Annotated in this window: 18 protein-coding genes; 5 read left to right on the top strand and 13 right to left on the bottom strand. The window is 43.7% G+C overall.

The window, feature by feature from the left end; translation table 11 throughout:
* Positions 1–377: 377 nt before the first annotated feature.
* From H6F77_RS12025 to H6F77_RS12015, 3 genes are all read right to left on the bottom strand, one after another.
* The gene (locus H6F77_RS12025) at positions 378–1,184 is read right to left on the bottom strand and encodes an intradiol ring-cleavage dioxygenase (protein WP_190488739.1); all 807 of its coding nucleotides are present in this window, start codon (positions 1,182–1,184) and stop codon (positions 378–380) included.
* Positions 1,185–1,477: 293 nt separating this feature from the next.
* On the bottom strand, positions 1,478–2,080 hold the full coding sequence (locus H6F77_RS12020; protein ID WP_375335934.1) for a hypothetical protein: 603 nt from the start codon (positions 2,078–2,080) through the stop codon (positions 1,478–1,480).
* Between the two features lie 118 nt (positions 2,081–2,198).
* Positions 2,199–3,698 carry an iron uptake porin gene (locus tag H6F77_RS12015; protein ID WP_206753458.1) on the bottom strand — a complete coding sequence of 500 codons (1,500 nt, stop codon included), beginning with the start codon at positions 3,696–3,698 and terminating at the stop codon, positions 2,199–2,201.
* Between H6F77_RS12015 and H6F77_RS27560 the strand changes: the two genes are divergently transcribed.
* The gene (locus H6F77_RS27560) at positions 3,697–3,834 is read left to right on the top strand and encodes a hypothetical protein (protein WP_206753457.1); all 138 of its coding nucleotides are present in this window, start codon (positions 3,697–3,699) and stop codon (positions 3,832–3,834) included. The two genes, H6F77_RS12015 and H6F77_RS27560, sit on opposite strands and share 2 nt — an antisense overlap.
* Positions 3,835–3,937: 103 nt before the next feature.
* Here the strand turns inward: H6F77_RS27560 and H6F77_RS12010 are convergent, their stop codons facing one another.
* The 3 genes from H6F77_RS12010 to H6F77_RS12000 form a co-directional block, all read right to left on the bottom strand.
* The gene (locus H6F77_RS12010) at positions 3,938–4,945 is read right to left on the bottom strand and encodes an ABC transporter permease subunit (protein WP_190488735.1); all 1,008 of its coding nucleotides are present in this window, start codon (positions 4,943–4,945) and stop codon (positions 3,938–3,940) included.
* The gene (locus H6F77_RS12005; protein WP_190488733.1) at positions 4,942–6,486 is read right to left on the bottom strand and encodes a sugar ABC transporter ATP-binding protein; all 1,545 of its coding nucleotides are present in this window, start codon (positions 6,484–6,486) and stop codon (positions 4,942–4,944) included. Before H6F77_RS12005 ends, H6F77_RS12010 begins: the two co-directional genes overlap by 4 nt.
* A gap of 113 nt (positions 6,487–6,599) precedes the next feature.
* Positions 6,600–7,577 carry an ABC transporter substrate-binding protein gene (locus H6F77_RS12000; RefSeq protein ID WP_190488731.1) on the bottom strand — a complete coding sequence of 326 codons (978 nt, stop codon included), beginning with the start codon at positions 7,575–7,577 and terminating at the stop codon, positions 6,600–6,602.
* Between the two features lie 1,138 nt (positions 7,578–8,715).
* Between H6F77_RS12000 and H6F77_RS11995 the strand changes: the two genes are divergently transcribed.
* The gene (locus H6F77_RS11995) at positions 8,716–9,546 is read left to right on the top strand and encodes an MBL fold metallo-hydrolase (RefSeq protein ID WP_242022102.1); all 831 of its coding nucleotides are present in this window, start codon (positions 8,716–8,718) and stop codon (positions 9,544–9,546) included.
* Positions 9,547–9,936: 390 nt separating this feature from the next.
* Here H6F77_RS11995 and H6F77_RS11990 read toward each other — a convergent pair whose 3' ends face one another.
* A complete protein-coding gene (locus H6F77_RS11990) occupies positions 9,937–10,218 on the bottom strand; it encodes an antibiotic biosynthesis monooxygenase (protein WP_190434699.1) in 282 nt (93 codons plus the stop codon).
* A gap of 40 nt (positions 10,219–10,258) precedes the next feature.
* Here H6F77_RS11990 and H6F77_RS11985 point away from each other — a divergent pair, with 40 nt between their 5' ends.
* Complete coding sequence (locus H6F77_RS11985) at positions 10,259–10,447, top strand: hypothetical protein (RefSeq protein WP_190488729.1); 189 nt, start codon at positions 10,259–10,261, stop codon at positions 10,445–10,447.
* A gap of 483 nt (positions 10,448–10,930) precedes the next feature.
* The gene (locus tag H6F77_RS11980) at positions 10,931–11,068 is read left to right on the top strand and encodes a hypothetical protein (RefSeq protein ID WP_190488728.1); all 138 of its coding nucleotides are present in this window, start codon (positions 10,931–10,933) and stop codon (positions 11,066–11,068) included.
* Between the two features lie 169 nt (positions 11,069–11,237).
* Here the strand turns inward: H6F77_RS11980 and H6F77_RS11975 are convergent, their stop codons facing one another.
* Positions 11,238–11,618 carry a cupin domain-containing protein gene (locus tag H6F77_RS11975; protein WP_190488727.1) on the bottom strand — a complete coding sequence of 127 codons (381 nt, stop codon included), beginning with the start codon at positions 11,616–11,618 and terminating at the stop codon, positions 11,238–11,240.
* Positions 11,619–11,837: 219 nt separating this feature from the next.
* On the opposite strand from H6F77_RS11975, the gene H6F77_RS11970 reads away from it, so the two are divergent.
* Complete coding sequence (locus tag H6F77_RS11970) at positions 11,838–12,056, top strand: hypothetical protein (protein ID WP_190488726.1); 219 nt, start codon at positions 11,838–11,840, stop codon at positions 12,054–12,056.
* Between the two features lie 141 nt (positions 12,057–12,197).
* On the opposite strand, the gene H6F77_RS11965 is transcribed toward H6F77_RS11970, so the two are convergent.
* From H6F77_RS11965 to H6F77_RS27385, 5 genes are all read right to left on the bottom strand, one after another.
* Complete coding sequence (locus H6F77_RS11965) at positions 12,198–13,535, bottom strand: ATP-binding protein (protein WP_190488725.1); 1,338 nt, start codon at positions 13,533–13,535, stop codon at positions 12,198–12,200.
* 8 nt (positions 13,536–13,543) lie between these two features.
* Positions 13,544–14,095, bottom strand: a complete 552-nt coding sequence (locus H6F77_RS11960; protein WP_190488724.1) for a heme NO-binding domain-containing protein — start codon at positions 14,093–14,095, stop codon at positions 13,544–13,546.
* 190 nt (positions 14,096–14,285) lie between these two features.
* Entirely contained in the window at positions 14,286–14,432 is a 147-nt protein-coding gene (locus H6F77_RS11955; RefSeq protein ID WP_190488723.1) for a hypothetical protein, read from the bottom strand.
* Between the two features lie 42 nt (positions 14,433–14,474).
* Positions 14,475–14,681, bottom strand: a complete 207-nt coding sequence (locus H6F77_RS11950; protein WP_309228838.1) for a type II toxin-antitoxin system HicB family antitoxin — start codon at positions 14,679–14,681, stop codon at positions 14,475–14,477.
* Positions 14,682–14,904: 223 nt separating this feature from the next.
* On the bottom strand, positions 14,905–17,085 hold the full coding sequence (locus H6F77_RS27385; RefSeq protein ID WP_242022101.1) for a Bpu10I family restriction endonuclease: 2,181 nt from the start codon (positions 17,083–17,085) through the stop codon (positions 14,905–14,907).
* Positions 17,086–17,446: the final 361 nt, after the last annotated feature.

The raw sequence follows: 17,446 nt of genomic DNA, 5'->3' as shown, positions 1-17,446 counted from the left end.
GCTGAAGAGTTTCAGCGTCTTCCGTAATGTTAATTTTTACTACACCTGACATGGACAGATTTCAAGATAACACTTCCTCAACTATGTGTATCACATTTAAAGTGAAATGGTATTACATCCTTCAATTTGCTTACCCTTGAGTTTTTGCCAAATAATAAATTCAGCTTTTGTCATGTTCTTACGAAGCTGTTGCCGTTTCGCTTTTTCGGATGTTCTGTTATAGAGTTTGGTCATTGCTGCACCCTGTTTTTATAGATGGTCAGTCGTTATAAGTGTTTTCCCAGGTTAACCCCCCCAACCCCCCTTGGTAAGGGGGGAGCAAGAAGGGGGAGCAAGAGAGAGGAGAATGCGATCGCTCTTGAGTAATATGCATTAGCTCAACTCATCTGAAGCCCTATATCGAACGTACCCACGTAGCCTTGTGCATCCTGGGTTAGCTGTAGCATTAGTTCTTCCCCGCCATCTTGGAAAATGCCGTCTCCATCGTTCCTCTGGGTGCGCTGTCCCTTAGTCGCATAGGGAGACTGCGCGTGAACTCGATCCGTGAGAGCATCGTCGAAGTAAAGCTGCGATGTAAACTCAGAACCACGCCCCGACGGAGAATCGGTGCGAATCTTGAAGTGAATGTGAACAGTTCTACCTGGATACCAACCAGGGTAAATAGTCACAAACTCCGCAGTTCCATTTGCATCCGTCACCTGATAGCCGCGCAGGAACTTTTGCCCTTGCGTATCCCCGTTGAAGTCTCGAACATCCGAATACACCCCCAGCGCGTCGCAATGCCAAACATCTACAGTTGCACCCCTCAAAGGCGTACAGGATCTATCATCAATCCCAGAGACACGAAAAACCAAACGCAACGGTATTCCCTGCTTTACCGCACCGTTGGAGGGATCTGAGCGGATATCAGAACGGTTAAGCTTCTCATCCACAAAATATGGCCCTTCCGTTTGCTGTGGTTTGACCACACAAGTAGGAGTCTGAGCGAACGACGAAGTCGTCGCGCTTCGCTTCACCCTCCGAGTCGGTGTCTGACTTGACCTATCCGGCGGTTCTCCTAAAGCCGACTGTCCGCGCCAGCATCCAATAAACGATACCGCCGCTGTTCCCCCTAAAAAGCCAAGCACCTCTCGTCGGGTAAAAATCGAGGCTGCTGGAATTTTTTTGACGCGATCTTTTTTCATTTCATCTGCTTCTAATGGAATTATCGCAACTTACCTGGGCGGTTGAAACCGCGTCTACACAGACAAAACCCGCCTACGCTGGTTTCAAAACCTTTGATTTGTCTTAAGCATTCTCAACTGGGCGGTTGAAACCGCGTCTACACAGACAAAACCCGCCTGCGCGGGTTTTAAAACCTTTGATTTGTCTTAAGTCCGCGCAGGCGGACTTGGTTTGTTTAGCCGCGATTTCTAATCGCCAGGGCTTATTGAAAATTTGGTCGCATCCACGAACGGGTTGCTAAATTGATTCGAGCTTATTGCTGAGGAGGACGATCTCCCTCTGGTTGATTGCCATCTTGAGGAGGACGGGGCGGAATTCCCAGCGCATTCACCAGTTGCTCTTCCGTAACGCCGAGTTTTTCAGCCGCAGCCTTAAAATCGGGACGGGGCGGGCGCTGTCCTGGTGTTGGCGGCGTAGTCGGTGGATTCGCCGGAACCCCAAGGGCTGTCTTCAAATCGGCTTCTGACACGCCTAGTTTCTGTGCTGCTGCTGCAAAATTTGGACGCGGGCGACGCAGCGGAACTCCCAACGCATCAACAAGTTGTTGTTCGGTAATGCCGAGTTTGGCCGCCGCCGCCTTAAAATCTGGACGAGGCGGGCGTTGTCCTGGTGTAGGATTCGCTGGTACTCCCAGTGCTTCTTTCAACGTGGCTTCGGAAATACCTAATTTCTGAGCTGCGGCTGCAAAATCTGGCCCTCGATGTCTGCGTCCCTCTTGTCCCTGCTGCGGCTGGGATGAGTTTTGTGCGAGTCGGTTAGACGATTGAGCGATCGCCTGATTCGCAGCCACACACCCAAACGTCCCAATTACAACAGGAATCGCGATCGCTGCTAACAGTTGGCGGGTATTCATCACAAGCTTTCTCCTTTGATTGAATCTCGAAACGTGTCTATAGATTCAATTAAGCTGGGCCAAAATTACAGCTTGCCCCTTGCCTTAATTACAGTTTTGTAATTTTATCGAGGAAGTTAGTTCAGAAGTTAAAGCCAGTACGAATCAATCCAACCCATTGAGTATCGTTGCGACTGTCATTTTCAGGATTAATTACCACCCAAAACGCTGGAGTAATGGAGATGTTGTCATTCACCTGGAAGCGATAGAACGATTCAATATGATATGAGGTATCGCGCTCGTCACGCACATCGCTATTCGTCACGCGAGCTGGCAAACCCACCAAAATCCCTGGTAAGTTGCCTTTTCCTCCCACATCAGGGAAACTTACACCAATCGCTCCATAAAAAATATCCGAGCGATCGCCATTGTCAACGTTGAGCAGTTCCTTACCACCCCTACCATTAGCAAGGCTGCTCATACCAGAAATTTCCGCATGGGCGCGAGCATAAACCCCCCAACCATGAACCTGAAACTGGGGAGAAAAGCGATAAAACCCTTGTATGCCTAGAGAATCGCTGGATGTAGCGATATTGTCCCCAAACGGTTGTGAAGCCAGAAAACTACCAGTACTTCCCGTGAGATCGGCCTTACCGCTGGGTGCATAGGAACGAGAATATGCAATGCCTATTGCACCGGATTCACCACGATAGGCAAGCTGAGCCAAAGCATTGTACGAACCGTTGAATAAACCATTTTTTTCCTGCGGGTTATTAGAGTCTCCTGCAAGATAACCCACAGTTAACATCAGGTTTTCGCGTATCTTCCAGTTAACAGCAGCACCCCCACCCCCCCGGCGGTAAATGGGATTGTATTGCCCAAATCTTGAGGGAATCCCCAAACTATCACTGGCAATGGTTGGAGGAGTGAGCAGATCCGTAATATCCGGATACCCAACACCAACTGTACCGAAAGTAAGGGCGACATTAGACGTAAGCGGGGTGCTATAAAGCAGGTGCGGAATGGTTACATCGTTATCGTCGTTGCCTTCAAAGTTCAAGGCTGTCATATTTGTACCCGTCTGGTCGGCAATGTTGCCAAAGTTGCCAAATTCCAAACGGGTTCTTAGCAGATCGCGACCTGTGAAGCTAGTTTCGAGATTTAATCGCGCCCGATCCGCAACAATAGTGTTGGTGCGATCGCCACCACCGCCAACGCGATCGCCGAACGTGTCTGTTACCGCTACGATAATTTCTGCATTTAGCTTAGTCGTCGTTGAAAACTGGTTCGCTTCTAGTTCTGTTGTACGTGCCTCTAGCGCATCTACTCGACCGCGTAATGTTGTTAATTCAAGTACAAATTCTTCTTGTAGCTTTTGGAGCGTTGCTAACTCTTCTTTGGTAATCGTGGCGTCCGTTCCTGCTGCAATCCGTGCGTTTATGCGATTGATACAGGCATTCAATCCTACTGCAAATTCGTATCGTGTCATAGCACGATTACCTCTGTAGCTGCCATCTGGATAACCAGCGATGCAACCATAGCGTTCTACCAGAGATTGCAGTGCCTCGAACGCCCAATCAGTAGGTTTAACATCGGAGAGTTGAGAAACAGAACCCACCTGAGCCAAGGGTTCTTCCGCCATGCTATCTAATGGTTCAGAAACAGCGTTAGTTACTGGCTCAGGAGCCACCGATCCCTCGATTGGTATAGCCCAAGTTGCGGATGATATCAGTAAAACTAAAACAGGAGATGCCAGTAGAAAAGCAGGAAATCTGTGAGAGGAATAATGAAGCGACATACAAAATAATTCCCCCTTATTAAATTTTTCTGGAAAGTTATGAGTCTTGGATTAATCAAAACTCATAACTTGAGCTGCAAAACTTATGCAGTAGCGCTAGAACGAGTGCGAAGTTTGTCAATCGTGACGGCGATAATAATTACAAGACCTTTGACAACTAACTGCCAGAAAAATGACACGTTCATCAAAGTTAATCCATTGTTGAGCAAGGCGATAATTAAAGCACCGAGTAGGGTTCCCCAGATAGTGCCAATACCACCCGTGAAGCTCGTCCCTCCCAAAATTACAGCAGCGATCGCATCAAGTTCGTAGCCTTGACCCAACATACCCGTCGCACTGTAGAGACGCGAGGCGCTCATAATTCCGCCTAAACCAGAAAGTAAACCGCTTACGCCATAAACGAATAACAGCACCCGATTTACTTTAATTCCTGTTAGTCGCGCTGCGCGTGCGTTACCCCCTACAGCGTAAATACGTCTCCCCAATACTGTCCGTCTTAAGACAAACCAACTGGCTGCAACGGAAAGCAAAGCAATTACAACTAACCAGGGAATTGGGCCGAGATAATTGTTGCCTATCCAAGCAAAATTTAGATCTCGATTAAGAACTGTAGTGCCATTAGCAACTAAATAAGCAACACCCCGCAAAGCTGTATAGGAACCAAGCGTAACGATAAAAGGTGGCAAACCTAAAAAGGCAATCAACGACCCATTAAGTAAGCCTAAACCTAATCCCGCTAATAAAGCGGCTGGTATGGCTAACAAACTAAGACCTGGAATCAACGAAACAAGTACCCCGACTACTGCGGTAACACCCAAAATTGACCCTACTGAAAGGTCAATTCCTCCAGTCAAAATGACAAATGTCATTCCCGTAGCTAGCACGATATTGATAGATGCTTGCCGAATGACATTAATGAGATTTCCTGGTGAAAGAAAGCTTGGCGAAACAAGTGAAAAGATTATACAAATTGCAACCAAAATAGGTAATATTCCGGCAACCTGGATGAAATTCCTCCAAGCTTGACGTTTGCTCGCTTTTTGGCGATCGCTATTTTCATTTTTGGTGGTTTTTACTTTTGTTTGACTCATGATTTTGCTACCTCTCTTGCCCCTGTGGCATAAGCCATGATGTTTTCTTGTGTAATTGCTTCCCCAGTTGAGCCGCCTACTTCACCAACTAGGCTTCCCGCACGCATCACCAAGACGCGATCGCTCATTCCCACAATTTCCGGCAACTCGCTGGAAATCATCAAAATGGCTACGCCGTTTGCTGCCAAATCGCTAATAATTCGATAAATTTCGCTTTTCGCCCCAATGTCCACACCCCGCGTTGGTTCATCGAGCAAAAGTACCTTGGGATTAATTGCCAACCACCGTGCTAGCAATAACTTCTGCTGATTTCCCCCAGATAAATCCATTGCTCTGATACTTGGACTAGCTAGACGAATCCCTAAGTTGTTAATAGCATCAGCCACAATTTTAAACAACGATTTTGAGTTTATAATGCCAGCTTTTGCCTCTCGTTCAAGTACGTTCATGGTGATATTTTCACCAGAACTTATCTCCAGAAATAGACCTAGATCTTTACGATCTTCGGGCACATAAGCAATTCCCGCTTTAATTGCATCATCGGGTGTCGAGATATTGAGAGAACGACCTTCCAGTTTTATTTCACCGCTAGTCTTTCTATCAGCACCAAAAATCAGACGAGCAATCTCTGTTCTACCTGCACCAACTAAACCCGCTAGACCAACAATTTCGCCAGCATGTAGTTTAAAACTTGCAGATTTTACCTTGTGCCCATCACTTAAATTATTTACCTCAAGGACTACTGAGCCAAGTTGTGTTTGACGCTTATGTTCGTATAAATCCTGTAAAGGACGACCCACCATCATTTCTACTAAACGCTCGGCGGAAATTTCACTTCTCTCAAGAGAGCCAATATACCCACCATCTCGGATTACGCTAACGCGGTCGGCAAGGGCATAAATCTCTTCCATCCGATGGCTAATATAAATAATGGCGATGCCCTCACTTCGCAAGCGACGAACAATCTCAAAAAGCTTCTCTGTTTCGCGGTCTGAAAGCGCCGCTGTCGGCTCATCCATTACTAAAATGCGGCTGTTGTCCTTGAGTGCCCTGGCTATTTCAACTTGCTGCTGTTCTGCAATTGAAAGTGTTGAAACTAGGTCTCCCGCCTCAAAACTTGCGTCGAGGTTTTTTAATACCTCAGCTGCTTTACGCAGCATTCCATCTTGGTCAATAAAAGTACCTCCTTTGGTAATCTCGCTACCCATGAAAATGTTTTCAGCAACAGTTAAATTTGGGGCAAGATTCAACTCTTGATAAATAATGGCGATGCCCAAATTTCTAGCCTGACCGGGGTCTGTCATCCTAACAGGTTGACCGTCAATTCGTATTTCCCCCGCATCAGCTATGTATGCTCCAGCCAGAATTTTCATCAGCGTGCTTTTGCCCGCACCATTTTCACCCATAAGGGCGTGAACTTCCCCTGGGTAAACGGTTAGATTTACATCATGCAAGGCGGTAAAACTGTTAAAAGTTTTTTTAATGCCTTGCATTTCCAGAACTGGCTTAGTTTTTGTTGAATTTTCAGTGCTACTTACCATCAGAAATTCCTGTTAATTTATGCGATCGCGTAGCGTTGCGGATGCACTATCGCAAGCTACAACTCGACAGATTATCAATCAATGAATTTGTGGAATTAACGACAGAAGCCTATTTATTCGCTTGTCCAGCCTTTATGCTGATTAACGTTTTCACGAGTAATTAGCGAGACTGGAATTAAAATGTTTGGATTGGCAGGCTTATTCCCTTTCAGGATGTCGTTTCCTACCTCAACTGCCTTGGCTGCCATCCGAAATGGATCTTGAGCCGCAGTAGCAGCAAATAGGCTATTTTTCTGCTTGAGCGCATCTAGTGCTTCGGGTGCGCCATCGACGCCAACAATAAAGAACTCGCTTCGTTGCGCCTGTTTAGCGGCTAGTTCTGCACCAATACCAGTGGGGTCATTAATTGCAAAAACGGCATCAATTTTTGGGAAGGATGTGAGCAAATCGCTCATTACTCTCAACCCACCATCACGGCTACCTTCTGCATTCTGATCTTTTGAAAGAATCTTGATACCGGGATATTTGGAGAATACTCTCAGACATCCCTGGACTCGCTCAACTACTGAAGCAACTGGAGGCCCGTTGATAATTACAACATTGCCTTGGCCTTTCAAGGTATCTGCAATGTATTTACAACTTATTTCACCAGCTTGTACGTTATTTGAGGTGACAGTTGCATCAACACCGCCTTCTGCGGCGGTATCAACTGCAATGATTGGAATTCCTGATTTCTTAGCTTGTTCAACCGCTGCAAAAATTCCTTTACTGTCGGCAGCATTGAGTACAATCATGCTGACATCCGAAGCAATAAAGTTTTCGATTTGATTAAATTGCTGATTTAAATCGTCTCCACTGGAAACGAGAGTTGTCCTCACGTTTCCACCGCCAAGTTTCTTGGCTTCGGCTTCAGCACCTTTACCAATTTGTACAAAGAAAGGGTTGCCAAGGTCGCGGACTGTTACAGCAACGGAGGAGAGTTTTGCGTCCCCATTGCTGCTATTTTGCGTGTTCTGACGAGGTGCAGCACAACTTGCAAGAGTGCTGCTGACTAAACTAAAAAGACCGAGTGCGATCGCTACTTTTTTCACATCAACCTCCAATGAATTCTCATTTGGAGAGAGCCGATTACGAATATTAGGCTACAAACCTAATAGCAATCCTTGTGATTTTTAATCGGGAATACCTAAGTTTCGAGGTAAAAATCCTCTCCACCTAAAGGATTGCTCAACACCTTTTTCTTTTATGCTAGTAAATTTTTCCCTGGCCGATTGCTAGAAGGCTTATTTGAAGAGAGAAGCGAGGAAAATACTTGTCCTCGCGTCATGAAAATTGTTAATTTTATTAAGGGATATTAAGAAGCGGATAAGCTTTCCAGTGCTTCAAACCTGGAGAAAACTGCGGGCAAAAATCACCAGAGGTTTTGTTTATTGGTTTGCAGAGTTATATTCAATTTGACTCTAACTCTTGTATATGTATATCGTGCTACTGAAAAACTGGGTTTACATCTATCTTAAGAGGAATAGCACTAATACAGCTTAAATGTATTGCCCTTGCTATTCAGCCGCTGTTTTATTCTGAGCCAGATATTTAAATGCCCCAATTACAGCAGAAATCTCAATCAGTGCCAGTCTTAGTCTCGTAGCGATCGCTAACCATCTCTTTTGTTTAACTTTATAAAAGTGTTTATACTTTGATTAAGCTCAACTAAATGACAGTTTAGAGGCTGAGTTTATTACATTTTTATAACCATAATTAAGAATCGCAAAGCAGTAAGCGAAACTATGGCGTTAGGCTTATCAACCCTACCGATGAGCATATCAATGGGAGTGAAAACAGCTATAAGTGTTTGCCTATACAAATATCGAATCTAGCAACTACTACTTTTGTAGTAGGTAAAAATTTTAAAATCAAGACTATTGAAAGAGTATAACTAATGAATTTTCAACTAATTTAACTAAATTAGAGTTTAAACAAATTTGTTGGTCTAAACTCTCAAAGATAAAACACCATACAGCAAGCACTAGAGAAAGCAGGCAAGGAGGGTATCCTTGCAGGTTCGCACGCAATGCCTTTCTTATCATCTGTATATAAAGGCGTTTTGGCGGACATTCTCTACCGACCGGAGCAAATGCAAGCGACGAGTGGGGTGCAGACATCGATACCCGTAGGCAAAAAGTAGTTTAAAGCAGAACGCTTATGCACATTCATCATCTCAATTGTGGCTGCATGTGCCCGATCGGTGGGGCGCTCTTCGATGGCTTCAGTCGCGGTCTGACGGCTCGCCTCGTCTGTCACTGTCTGCTTGTCGAGACCAACCAGGGACTCGTTCTGATCGATACTGGCTTCGGTCTGCGCGATGTTAAATCGCCTTACGCGCGACTCAGCCCGTTTTTTATTCATTTCAATGGTATACAGTTCGATCGCAAGTACACGGCGATCGCTCAGGTTGAGCAACTAGGATTTTCCTCACGGGACGTGCGCCATATCGTCCTTACCCACCTCGATTTCGATCATGCTGGTGGCCTGGAGGATTTCCCTGAAGCAATTGTACATGTAATGCAGCCTGAAATTGACGCAGCACGGGATAGGCGCGGTTTCATTGCCAGCCAGCGGTATCGCCCAGACCAGTGGGACGAGGTAAAACGCTGGAAGTTCTATTCGGCGGGGGGAGAACCTTGGTTCGGCTTCCAGGCTGTCCGCGATCTTGAGGGACTACCGCCAGAGATTCTCCTCATCCCGCTTGCTGGTCACACGCGGGGTCATGCTGGTATTGCTATCAAGACACCGGAGGGGTGGCTGCTGAATGCAGGCGATGCCTACTTTTACCGACACGAGATGGACTCCGACCAGCCACGATGCACGCCGGGAATGCGGTTCTACCAATGGATGATGGAGGTGGATCGCGAGGCGAGACTCCACAATCAAGATCGGCTGCGTGCGTTATCAGGCGATCGCACTAATGGCGTGCGCCTCTTTTGCAGTCACGATGCTATGGAGTTCAAAGCGTTCGCCGACCAGTCCAGCGACACTCAGAACTTGAAAATTCATCATTCATGAAGTCTGCGTCAGTCAGATTGATTTAAGAATTAGAGCTAGAGCGATCGCGGCGAACAGCAGGAGACTATGCTCAGTTAGTCGCCGATTTGATGTTTGAAGTCAAGTCCAAAACACGAGTTTTGCTATGAGTGCAAGGCATAAAAACACGATCTGCGCTAGCTCTTTCAGAGCCGCTCCGCTAACGCAGCAGCGCTAACCCGCTTCGCTGACGCGATCGCCAAACTCTGGAATCGTGACTAGGAAAAGCCGATCTTCATTACTACCATTGAACGATCGTGCTTTATCGACTCATGAATCCTCGTCCTTCCTTAGTGGAATTTTGGGATAGGCGAGTTGGATTTGTGTCATAGCCACGCAGACAGACTTGTAGGGAATTCCTACTACACGCTCCTACAAAGTGCCCGATTCTAGTTGCTCCAAGTATATGAAATCAGGAGCCTTTACTCCGGCTTCAGCTCTGATTCTAATGAGTTTAGGAGATTCAAAAAAACGCTTGGCATCGTCTATCGATGTCCACGATGAGAAATGCACCACTTTGTTGGGATCGCTTTCATATTTTAAGACCTGATACGACCTCTCTCCAGCTTCCCTCCTTATGTCGGATGCATTGTCAAAAACCTTCTTCCACGACTCGTAGTCTTCAACTTCATGGATAATTAACACGTATTGCATAATTTATCTAGCTAGTAGTGTTTCTTTATTAACCTAACCGATGCTTGGGACATTGGTGTTGGTAGTAGTGGATCGCGAGGCGAGACTCCACAATCAACATCGGCTACGTGCATTATCGCGCGATCGCACTAATGGCGTGCGCCTCTTTTGCAGTCACGATGCTGTCGAGTTCAAAGCGTTCGCCGATCGGTCCAGCGACACTCAGAACTTGAAAATTCATCATTCCTGAAGTCTGCGTCAGTCAGATTGATTGAAGAAGCAGAGCGATCGCGATCGCGCTAAACAACAGAAAACTATGCTCAGTTAGCCTATTATTTTGATGTTTGAGGTCAAGTCGAAAACTGACTCCTTGCCCAACTTGTATCAGAAGATTTAGGATTTTCTAGCTCTAGTAACGCAGGTTAGAGTTTTAGTTGACCCGCAAAGTCCGACGATGGATGTTTATCGTCCTCACCAATAACTTGAACGCTTTACATTGCTGCGCTGTCGTAATCGAGGATTCAAGCCACGTAACGTCTGCTATTACCGGAACATTATCCAGCGATCGCGTTATTAAGCAATTTTGTTTTTAATGAATTTGACTGCTAAAATAACTGACAGAAACAGAACACAGCATGATACTGCTACTAGCGTTTCTTTTATTTTTGGCGATATAAATACGATAAATCCGTGACCTTTTATCAAAGCAGAGAAGCTGGAGACACAGAAGGGCATGAGATATAATCTGACTGTTTGCCAGCGATCGCTTTTGCCAGTCTCACCAGAAGAAACACTTAACAATAGACCCGTACCGATTACAGCACTTATCCCAATTGAATTAATCCATACTTTAAGTGAAGGATCAAAATAGAAATAAACTACTACCAGGTACCAAATGAGATAGCACCAGAGAGCAGCTTTATCTAATTTGATTTGGTAAAGATATTGAAGCAACCCTTGCATACATCTAAAGTGTTTTTTGCATTTTCGCCTAACCATTCAAACCCCCGCCCTCGGAGGCGATTCGGGGGTTTGAATGGTTAGGAATGGAGGGTCAAAGAATCTTTTAAGGAGACAAGTTGATACCCCGCATCGGCTGGCGACACAACTGAAATAAAAACAAATGGCTCATCACCGTTGTTGAATACTCCATGCACGCATCCGGTATAAGCAACTACCACATCCCCTGCAACGATTGGCTTCGTAGTGCCTGATTTATCCAGATAATATTCCCCTCTCCCGCTCAAAACAGTCCACGTATCTTGCCCGTTAGGATGCATATGCGCGGGAATTTCCTGTCCCGGTTTGATGTACCAGGCTACAATGATGGCATCTTTGGATTCCGTAACAATTGAACGAACAGGCTCCCCGTCCGTAGGCTGAAAAAATTTAGAACTGTTGAATATCCTGGTCGTACTCATCTTTGTTCTCTCTATTGGAAATAGACTACACCAGCAAAAACAGTGCCACCTTTGAGAATTCTCCGAGATGTGATTTTCTCACCAATCCCCTCAAAGAATTGTCTAATCGATAACATTAGAGCAACTTGACTCTGAAGGCTGATAGATAATATTTCGGCTACCGTCCCTAGCGAGACTTAATACACCTAACTATTTATTCACAAGTCAGGGTTTAAGGGATTGCGATCGCTCTCTAGCTACTTCGATAACTGCTGCACAAATGCCTTATGTTCTGGTGCAGCCAACCTTTTACACCTACAGCGATCGCGCCAAACAACAGAAAACTATGCTCAGGTATTCTATTATTTTGATATTGGTTCGCGATCGCCAAATGGAATCGTACTACTAGGGAACAATCCGGCTGTTTCGACTCATCAATTTTTATCACAAGTATTTTAGGCAAACTAACAGTAAAGTTGTGCAGTAGCAATTAACCTCAACTCCTACCAACCCTCTCTATTCCGCCCGCATCAACGCACTGTTAGGCTACTTGCGATCGCTCAGTAACTTTATCCCTTGACCTAGAGAAACATACTGCAATTAGGAAAGTGGAATTTTAATAGTAAATTCGGTTCCCTTTCCCACCTCAGAGATTACCTCGATTGTACCATGATGCTTTTCAATAATTTGATAGCTAATTGATAGCCCTAATCCTGTCCCTTTGCCAATAGGCTTGGTCGTAAAAAATGGAGTAAAAATTTTCTTTTGAATTTCAGTAGGAATGCCCTTCCCATTATCTTGAATGCGAATACAGGCGTAATTCAATTCATTTACACTGGTTTGGATCGCAATCTGTTTATATTTTATATCCGTCTCCAATAATTCATCAGCAGCATTGGAAATAATATTCATAAAAACTTGATTTAGCTGGGCTGGATAGCACAAAACTTTTGGCAGGCTTCCATAGTCTCTAACAACTTCAATATTATGCTTCAGCTTGTGATTTAAAATTAATAATGTACTCTCAATTCCTTCATGTAAGTCCACATTTTTTTGTTCTGCTTCATCTAATCTAGAAAAGTTTCGTAATGACAAAATAATATCTCTAATGCGATGACCCCCCATTTCTACAGATGACACGAGACAGGGTAAATCCTCCAGCAAAAATTCTAAGTCGATTTCCTTCATGTAATTAAGGATTTCAGGAGAGGCTTGAGGAAAGTGTTTTTGATAGAGGTTGAGCAGGCTTATTAAATCCTTAACATAGTTGTTTATGTGGCTAAGATTACCGTTGATAAAGTTAAGCGGGTTGTTGACCTCATGGGCAATCCCTGCCATCATTTGCCCCAGTCCAGACATTTTTTCAGCCTGAATAAGTTGCGATTGAGTTTTCTGTAAGTTTTCGATCGCCTGTTCTACGGTTTTAGCTCTCGCCTCTGCCAGGGCAGCGATCGCCTCTTTTTCTCTCAAAGCATCTTTTAATTTGTCCTGCTGCTCTGTCAGTTCGTCCATCAAGTTACTCTTTGCTTGTAAAAGAAAGAGAAAATCGGTAACAGAGTCGTGAATTGCAAAGTCTTTTAATTTAATTCCTAGTTGGTTTAACTGGCTAATTTCCGTAACAACCGGGGAACCCAGAAAAAAAATAACCTCGCTGTCAGTAACAGGCATCATCTGCCCTTTTAGAATCATTTCACTATGAAGTGATTTCAGCGTAAAGATACTGTGAGATTGCTTACTAATGGCAGCAAAATTAACATTTTGAATAATGGGACGCTTAATCTGGAAGCACCGCTCAAGTTGTGACCCGATGATTTGAGGAATAAGCCTCTGCAAAACCTCTCCCGATTGTACGATTGTGCGATCGCTCTTAAACACAAAATGAAATGGAAAAGCTTGAGCAAACAATTGAGGCGGCAAAGTCAGATCGGGAGGGTGCATAAAAACGCTCAGTGAGGCTTATACTGAATCGAGAACTCATCATGGTCTGCACCTTCAGACTTGGTTTGAATCTGAGTAACGACGACATCCGTATCTAAACGTGTCCCCAATCCTTGCACCAATCCCAAGACCATTGGAGCTAATCCCTCTCGGTGTGAATAATAGTGGAGGTGCAACGTTTGTTCTTCAACTTCCTCACAGGTGAAGGATGGAGGCTGTAGTTTCGGAAAACTGACTCCAATGCGAGTATGGAGATCGTCCAGGTTCTCTAAAAATTCGGGAAGCGTATCACCGCTCATTTCCATCAGTTCCCCATACCCTTCTTCAGCGGTGTATTGAACCCAGAACTCTCCAAAAGCTTGCATGATTTCTGAAGCAGATAAACCCAAAACAAGACTTGCAGCTTTTACAAGTCTGTGGGTGACATCATCGGGGTAAGACTCCATGCTGATGAATGCATCCACCTCGACCTCAGACTTATGGAGAATCTCTTTCCAGGTTTCTTCACCGAAGCGACTACAAACCATATCGTGAATTGCTTTGTTGACTAAGCCGTACATAAAATCTCCTGTAGTGCTGTTTTAGACTTTTTCATAATTTGCCTGCAACCCTCGTGAGATTGAGTTGCGGGAATCGGCTGACAAAATCTTTTCTTTAGAGCGCCTACTTCTAAGATAACTGCACCAAGTTTGGTACTACTGGAGTGGTTATAGCTTTACTACTTAAGAGCGATCGCTCCTCATTCCTTCCCTAGTTGCTGTACAAATGCGGTATGTTCTGGTGCAGCCAACCCTTTCTGCGACGATAGCCAAGTTTTTGCTCGCCTAGAGCGATCGCGCCAAGCAATAGGGGACTATGCTCAGTTAGTCCCGATTTAATGTCTGAGGTCAAGTCCAAAACTGACTCCTTGCTTAAGCTGGGTCAGAAGATTAATGATAATTAGGCAATTTGCAGCGTACTCGGTTCAGGAATAGATTCACCTTCGGCTTGCCAAGCTTCCAAGTACATATCAATTACTTCTTCACCGTTATGAATTGCTTCTTCACGAGTTTTGCCATGAGTGCAAGGCATAACAACGCGATCTGCGCTGACGCAGCAGCGCAGATCGCGCTTCGCTTCGCTGACGCGATCGCTAAACTCTGGAATCGTGACTAGGAAAAGCTGAGCTTCATCAGACCATTAAACAATCATGCTGTATCGACTCATGAATCTTCATCCCCCCTTAGTGGAATTTTGGGATAGACGAGTTGGACTCGTGCCATAGCAATGCAGACAGACTTGTAGTAAATTTAAAATATAAAATCCTACAAAATTGCTGCACCCAAGTATTTTAGGTAAGTTAACTATTAGTTATGCCGCCGACTGGATTTCAGAAATGCCCTCGCCTTAGAACGTGATCAACACCTGGGGCTGTATCGTCCACCAAGGTCTGAATTTTGTCAATCATTCTTTGAAAAACATCAGCATAGTATTTTGATGCATCAAGAAAATCAGCATACTCTTGCCGATACTGCATCCTTGATTCTGGCGTTTTATATTCTTGGCGAATGTTGGCAGATAGGCGTCTAGATTTTCTAACAATTAACACATCATCTATTTGAGTAGCAGTAATAGAAACCGGAGTCATATCAAGAAATTCACATACTAAAAAGTAGAGTGAGCTAGGAACTGCTATTTTTAGATCTCTACTTGTAGCTACAGCCTCTTGAAACATTGTCTTATCTAAATTTGTCTTGCATTCAGAACAAACATATCCAAGATGAGACTCTATTAACTTAGAATTTGTGAATTGACTATCAAACGAAGTTTTTAAGTAAAGTTTTTTGCCTAAAACAAAATCTTGGTTTTTCGTTCTTAATGTAGGCTCTCCACCTTGCCCTGGATTTCCAAGCGAAGACAGAAAACTTAATCCAGAAAAAGTACTTTTAGGACCAATTTCAAATGAATTCTCTATTCCTCTCAAACTTCTATAAATTACTTGAGGAAGGAATTCTTCAAGAATAGTATTGTCAAGTTTAAGTTGCCCTTTCTGTCGATAAAGAAAATTTCCTGGGCTGTCGAAGATTAAATCAAGCTCAATGAACCGTTTGTATTTATTTGTTGCCCCAACTAATTCCTCTAGGGTATCAGGCCCCCCTTGTTCTACTGCTTCTAGTTTTTGAATCCATTGTCGGTACCTAGTTACTGCTTCCTCAACTCTTTCTTTATCAGCTTCAGGCAATCTGGGGTTCTTTAAGCAAGCAATAAGTTTATCGTAGTGAGGAGTCGGTAGTTGAGGCATTGTTGTATCTTTGGCAGAAAAAGATCTTAAGGACTTCTGGTAGTAATTCGTAACCTGATAACTGTAAAGAGGAGACTTACCTAAATCAGGTATCTTTTCAATAGCCTGCATAAGAGCAGGCTTGTTCTGTTCCGGAACAATTGCTAATCCATTACTAAGAACCTTATGGGCAATATTTCTTGAAATTTCATCAAGCTCTTCTACAGACAAGTTGGAGCTTTTATTAGATAGATTCAGTAAATCCTCACGTATAATCTTTCCAAATCTATTTTTGAAAATTCGTTTTTGAATAATATTTAAGTCAAATAAATTAGACTTAGCTGAAAGCTCTGAAATGATTTCCGCATTGTAAAAGGGAACACCTAAGACATTTGACTCATGACCGACTACAAAGATAATTCGTGCATCAGATTTACAAACTCTTTGTAGTTCTCTAAGAACCAAAGCCATATCTAAACAATATTGAATTACTGTTAAAAACCGATTTCCTCGATTCGCTCTGTTGGAACCAATTTCTGATTTAGCTATCTTCAGTAAATCCCAGCCGAGTGCTTCTGCTGAACGCCGATAGTTTTGATGATAGTTAAAGACATTAATATATGGGGGGGATGTAACAACAAAGTCTATAGTATCAGCCTCAATAGGAATGCAACGAGCATCACCTAATAACGAAGTGAGTGGTGCTTGAGAGTAAGGAAAATTTTTGATGACTTGACAAAGCTTGTAGAAAGTAGCATGAATATGCTCCGTAGTTAGCTTATTATTTGCCAAATCCAGTAGTATTACGAAGGTATCTAGGATAATTTCCTCAAAGGAGTTTACTTTTTTATACAAATCGGAAATAGTCTTCTCAAACTCAACGACATCTAGGCCACAAGACCTTAAGTTCTCAAAACTCTTATGTGTTGGAAAATAATTTTCCAGTTTTTCTGTTAGTGAATTTATCAGCTTTTCACGTTTTTCTAGTTGCAAGTTAAGCAATTGGTAAGTTCTACTAAGAATCCAAGCTGCGGGATTTACTTCGCATCCAATAGATGACAATCCAAGACAAGCTGCTTCGTAAAGAACTGTTCCACTCCCTGCAAAAGGATCTAATACTTTTGCATTTTTTGGACAATATAAAAATAACAATTTTTCAATCAATTGGGGAGAGAATTGACCCCGCCAACTAAAGATATTTGAACGTATTTTATCTTCAATATCCAAGATATTTTGTGGAATAGCAGCATTAAAATCACTTAATTTTTGAGCTAAAAATCTTTCTCTCAATCTCTGAATTAGGAATGTATTGCTCTGCATTGGAATCGACAGTCTAGTATTTGCTTGTCCCTGAATGACCACACAGCAAACGTGGCTCAAGGTCTAAGGGCAAGATTATACCTGCTTTCTGCTTCTATGGCACCATGTGGTTAATATAGAATATAGCTACTGATAGACTCAAAGCACTGCCTACTAAGCCCTACGATGATTCAGCTTTAGCTGTTGGCATACAGCCTTTGTATACCCTCACCAATGACATATAGCAATCCTAAATCAGTTGTGAGAATCTAAAGAGAGCTGAAATTTCCTTGAAATTAGACTCTGATGCGAGCTGACTTAAATAAGTTGATCCAGTCAAACCCAGACTGTC

The organism is Microcoleus sp. FACHB-831, assembly GCF_014695585.1.
GTDB lineage: Bacteria > Cyanobacteriota > Cyanobacteriia > Cyanobacteriales > FACHB-T130 > FACHB-831.
The sequence above is the reverse complement of the archived record's forward strand: the minus strand, read 5'-3'. Positions and strand labels throughout refer to the sequence as shown.

Bases quoted from the DNA above. Each gene is read 5' to 3' on its own strand.
- H6F77_RS11995 (WP_242022102.1), top strand. From the start codon at position 8,716: ATGTGCCCGATCGGTGGGGCGCTCTTCGATGGCTTCAGTCGCGGTCTG.
- H6F77_RS11965 (WP_190488725.1), bottom strand. From the start codon at position 13,535: ATGCACCCTCCCGATCTGACTTTGCCGCCTCAATTGTTTGCTCAAGCT.
- H6F77_RS12025 (WP_190488739.1), bottom strand. From the start codon at position 1,184: ATGAAAAAAGATCGCGTCAAAAAAATTCCAGCAGCCTCGATTTTTACC.
- H6F77_RS11990 (WP_190434699.1), bottom strand. From the start codon at position 10,218: ATGCAATACGTGTTAATTATCCATGAAGTTGAAGACTACGAGTCGTGG.
- H6F77_RS11980 (WP_190488728.1), top strand. From the start codon at position 10,931: ATGAGATATAATCTGACTGTTTGCCAGCGATCGCTTTTGCCAGTCTCA.
- H6F77_RS12010 (WP_190488735.1), bottom strand. From the start codon at position 4,945: ATGAGTCAAACAAAAGTAAAAACCACCAAAAATGAAAATAGCGATCGC.
- H6F77_RS11960 (WP_190488724.1), bottom strand. From the start codon at position 14,095: ATGTACGGCTTAGTCAACAAAGCAATTCACGATATGGTTTGTAGTCGC.
- H6F77_RS27560 (WP_206753457.1), top strand. From the start codon at position 3,697: ATGCTATCTAATGGTTCAGAAACAGCGTTAGTTACTGGCTCAGGAGCC.
- H6F77_RS11985 (WP_190488729.1), top strand. From the start codon at position 10,259: ATGCTTGGGACATTGGTGTTGGTAGTAGTGGATCGCGAGGCGAGACTC.
- H6F77_RS12015 (WP_206753458.1), bottom strand. From the start codon at position 3,698: ATGGCGGAAGAACCCTTGGCTCAGGTGGGTTCTGTTTCTCAACTCTCC.
- H6F77_RS11975 (WP_190488727.1), bottom strand. From the start codon at position 11,618: ATGAGTACGACCAGGATATTCAACAGTTCTAAATTTTTTCAGCCTACG.
- H6F77_RS12005 (WP_190488733.1), bottom strand. From the start codon at position 6,486: ATGGTAAGTAGCACTGAAAATTCAACAAAAACTAAGCCAGTTCTGGAA.